This is a genomic window from Paenibacillus sp. FSL A5-0031 (assembly GCF_001956295.1).
Classification (GTDB): Bacteria; Bacillota; Bacilli; order Paenibacillales; family Paenibacillaceae; genus Pristimantibacillus.
In genome coordinates this window covers 1-4,044 of sequence record NZ_MRTD01000051.1, presented here as the reverse complement: position 1 = coordinate 4,044, position 4,044 = coordinate 1, and the positions used below count along the sequence as shown (strand labels likewise).

Sequence of the window (4,044 nt, the reverse complement as noted above, 5' to 3'; positions counted from 1 at the left end):
CAAAAGAAGTCTTGCTTAGCAAGGCTTTTTTTGTTGTTTAAAAGTAGGAAATGATGCTCAAATGAGATGCTTTTGAGTAATTTTCATCAAATTGGTAACCCATATTGGTAAAACATAATAAGGCTTCAGTTGTTATTATTCCGATCAAGTAAAAAATTCCTCTACGCCTCCCCCAAGCTTTTTAACCCTCTTCAGACAAGTATTATCATTCTAATATCTGGGATCTAAGAAGAGACGAAGTTACGGGATGTTAAGAGCCAAATAGACACGCCTTAATAAGAAGAGGGTTGCACTATAATTGTACTGTGGTTCGGCTGCAAGTGAACTTTTTGAAAAGGCGAAAGCTTAGACAGCTGTTTATCTAGGTATTACTAATATGTCAGATCGAAATGTTGTGGAAATTCATTCAATAATCTAGGTAGATGTTCGAATGAATGCAAGTGGTTTTTTTGACTGTAACACTATATTAAATGTTCTAGTCTCTGTGCCTCTGGCGCACACACGACCGGCTGGTCATCGGTGCGTTTACATTAGCGATGTTTGTTCTTTAAGAGGTGAACTCCTTCCATTATGACTGCACGTCTACCTGCGATAGGAGATGCTTTCTAACGTGGGTTTTACGGTGTTATGCCAATCTAGATACCCCGATCGTTAAATCCAAATCATGTATCTACGTTACATCAGGCAGGGTTTCCCTAAAAATTAGTAATAAAAAATCTGTGATATAATGTTAAGCATAATACGAAATGGATTAACGGGTGGGGATATATATGAAATTGGAGCGATTGATCTCCATAATCTACAAGCTCCTGAATAACGAAGTTTTGTCTGCTTCTATGCTGGCTGAAGAGTATCAAGTTTCCCAAAGAACCATTTATCGGGATATCGATGTGATTTGCGCTGCGGGCTTCCCTGTCATATCGTATCAGGGAATGAATGGCGGATACGGTATAATGGATGGTTACAAAATGGATAAAAGCTTGCTCGGTTCTTACGATGTCGATTCTCTGATCACCGTGCTCAGCAGCCTCTCCAGCGTGTTTAAAGATGAGCGTGCTCAAGGTACCATTGAACGACTACAAACAATCGGATCCGAGCAACAGATCCCTACTGTTTCTGTCGACTTAGAAACCCGCCGGTCAGGGCCGGATGCGCTTCAACATTTACGTACGGGAATTACGGAGCGGAAAATCGTCCGTTTTGATTATATTAATGCAAATAATGATCGTACTTCCCGTGATATGGAACCCATACAGCTTCATTTCAAATATGGCAATTGGTACGTTTATGGCTTTTGTCGAACGCGTTGTGACTATCGGGAGTTCCGACTATCACGGATAATGAACTTAGTGTTGACGCAGGAAGACTTTCAGCAGCACCACTTAGTGTCGAAAGAGCTTACTTTCACAAACAAGGAATGGTGCGATCTTTTGAAAGATGTTGTGATTCAAGTGGGACCGGAGGCTTTGGCGATAGCTATGGATCAGTTTCACCAAGCGGATATGCAATTTCATGCCGATGGAAATGCAACGATACGAATTCCAGTTTATAAACCACTAGAAGCAAGATGGCTATGGTCCATTCTTCTGAGCTTTGGCAGTGGCGCCGAAGTAATCGAACCTCATGCACTGCGCGGGATTTTAAAAGAACAGCTTCAAAATACACTCAAACTTTATGAAGAAGTATGACAGTCTGTTGTCATACTTCTTTTATTATTATAACTATAGAACCAAAATCAATTTATTAGAAATCAAAAGGAGACTTTACGAATGTCCAATCATCCAGTAGAAATGTTTCAATACCACACATGGGCTAACCAAACGATCATGGGGAGAATTAAGGAACTCCCGGCCTCTGTGCTAAGTCAAGAAATAAACAGCTCATTTCCTACCCTTGCCCATGCCCTTAGTCATATCTATGCAGTGGATACGATGTGGTATAAGGTTTTAACAGGCACTGGTATGCGAGAGGCATTTCAAGAATGTATGTCGCTAAATGTGAGTATCCTGCATTCTGTAGATGAATACGCCAACAACTTCGCTCAGTTATCGGAACAATACAGAGAATGGTTCCAAAGCGAAGCTGATTTGGAGCAAACCGTTTTGCTTGATAACCCATTTGCTGGAATTCGAAAAACACGCTTATCCGAAATTGTACTGCAAGTAGCCAATCATGGGACCTACCACAGAGGAAATATATCTACAATGTTGCGCCAACTAGGCCACGCATCCGTCATGAACGACTATGCATTTTTTTGGTATCAGGAAGCTGCGGAATCCGTTTAATCACTGGCACATTGTTTTGAATTAAATCAAATCAGTCTAAAAGGTCGATACTTCTAAAAATAGGGGAGTCGATCTTTTTACTTCGATTTAATAGAAGAAATAGGTCACCATTGCTAGTTGAGATAAGTATCATTTTACCCTTATGCTGATAGTATCAAGTTCGACTTGGGTCATAAGTTGTATACTGAATTTAATTAAACACTATAGTTAGAAGGAGCTTGAATTTTATCTATGGAAATTGAAAATCTAATTACAGTAAATTCGAGAGAAGATTTGAGGATTTGGCTACAGGAAAATGGAAATATTAAAAAATCTTGCTGGGTAGTAGTTAGCATGACGCCAAACCCAGATACGCTGCTGTATTTGGACGCGGTCGAAGAATCTTTGTGCTTTGGATGGATTGATGGAGTGAAAAAGAAAATAGCCGAAACTCAAATGGCGCAGAGACTATCGCCTAGAAGCAAAAAAAGTTCATGGACTGAATTGAATAAAGAACGTGTCCGCCGCCTTGAAAAGTTGGGGTTAATGAGAGATGAAGGTAGAAAGGTACTTCCCGATATGGATTGCGATTCTTTTAAAATAGATAAGGTTATAGAGCAAAGGCTCAAAGAGGAGAGACAGGTTTTTGAGAATTTTTCGGCATTTCCAGCTCTTTATAAAAGAGTTCGGATCGACACGATACAAAGTAATAAAAACCAGCCGGAATTATTTAATAGTAGATTAGACAAATTCATTTCAAACACTAAGGAAAATAAAATGTATGGTCAATGGCATGATAATGGACGCCTCCTAGATTATTAAGATACGCAATTTTGTAGTGAGAAATTGTTTGTTGTGGGTGATATAAGCACGCCAAAATAGGCTGTTTGTAATTAGTGGGAGTAGTCTTCTACTATACTAATTTTGATTTGTTTCAAATTAAAAGCTCAACCTTTCATAGGCGTGATAGGTTCATTTTAGTTCCTACACATACGAATAGGTCGTGAGTTGCTTATACTGGACGGTCCAGCAGCTATTGTGAATGTTGAAAACGGATGGTTTTGGCCTAGAAAAGAATGAACATTCATGGAGGATGTAAAGCAAGGATTAATTCTGATTGTAAATAAAGAATAGGTTATATAGATGAACTCAATAGATAAAGAGGAGCTACTATTGGCTTTTTTAAAGTTAAAGACTTTGCACAGTTTTAATTCATTTTTAAAGGCTATCGTATTCATGAATCAAGATGCTATTCCCCTGTATATGAGTATCAGAAGCAAGTCACGGAATTCATATAAACCTGTACAGGGATAGACAAGAAGTGATGCAGCTTTGTATCTTGTAGGATTGAGTAGATTGATGTAAGGCAGAATCAGATATCAAGAAGAAAACGATGAAATATATGAGCTGAGTTGAATTCCATTTGTTAATCGTCTGCATTACACATAGGTAACTAGGCTAATATTGAGCTCAAAAATAAATGACTAATAATATGTTTGTTCATTTATATTAACGAAATTAAATATTAAAACGCTTAAATGTAGTGTTTTATAGGCATTATAGACGTATTAAATGGCATCTATATAGTGAAATCATAAATATAATAAAATAATTTCAAAAAAGACTTGCAATCATATATGCATGCATGGTATATTCTAATTCCGGCCGAGAGATACACGCGGACGGCGAGAGAAACAAACGAAAGAAAAGATTGCTCTTTGAAAACTGAACAACGAGTAATAACTGCCTCGCAAATCCTTCGGGATAAGCGAAAAAAGCG

The 4,044-nt window shown here is 38.2% G+C and carries 3 protein-coding genes; all 3 read left to right on the top strand.

Annotation, left to right across the window (positions count from 1 at the left end; genetic code table 11):
• The first annotated feature begins 770 nt into the window (after positions 1–770).
• The 3 genes from BK120_RS34165 (at position 771) to BK120_RS34155 (ending at position 3,086) form a co-directional block, all read left to right on the top strand.
• Positions 771–1,688 (top strand): helix-turn-helix transcriptional regulator, encoded by a 918-nt coding sequence (locus BK120_RS34165; RefSeq protein ID WP_076271919.1) that lies wholly within the window; start codon positions 771–773, stop codon positions 1,686–1,688.
• A gap of 81 nt (positions 1,689–1,769) precedes the next feature.
• Positions 1,770–2,285, top strand: a complete 516-nt coding sequence (locus tag BK120_RS34160; protein WP_076271918.1) for a DinB family protein — start codon at positions 1,770–1,772, stop codon at positions 2,283–2,285.
• Between the two features lie 231 nt (positions 2,286–2,516).
• Positions 2,517–3,086 carry a YdeI/OmpD-associated family protein gene (locus tag BK120_RS34155; RefSeq protein WP_076271917.1) on the top strand — a complete coding sequence of 190 codons (570 nt, stop codon included), beginning with the start codon at positions 2,517–2,519 and terminating at the stop codon, positions 3,084–3,086.
• The last annotated feature ends 958 nt before the right edge of the window (positions 3,087–4,044 follow it).

Excerpts from the sequence above, each read along its gene's own strand:
- BK120_RS34165 (WP_076271919.1), top strand. The coding sequence starts at position 771 with ATGAAATTGGAGCGATTGATCTCCATAATCTACAAGCTCCTGAATAAC.
- BK120_RS34160 (WP_076271918.1), top strand. The coding sequence starts at position 1,770 with ATGTCCAATCATCCAGTAGAAATGTTTCAATACCACACATGGGCTAAC.
- BK120_RS34155 (WP_076271917.1), top strand. The coding sequence starts at position 2,517 with ATGGAAATTGAAAATCTAATTACAGTAAATTCGAGAGAAGATTTGAGG.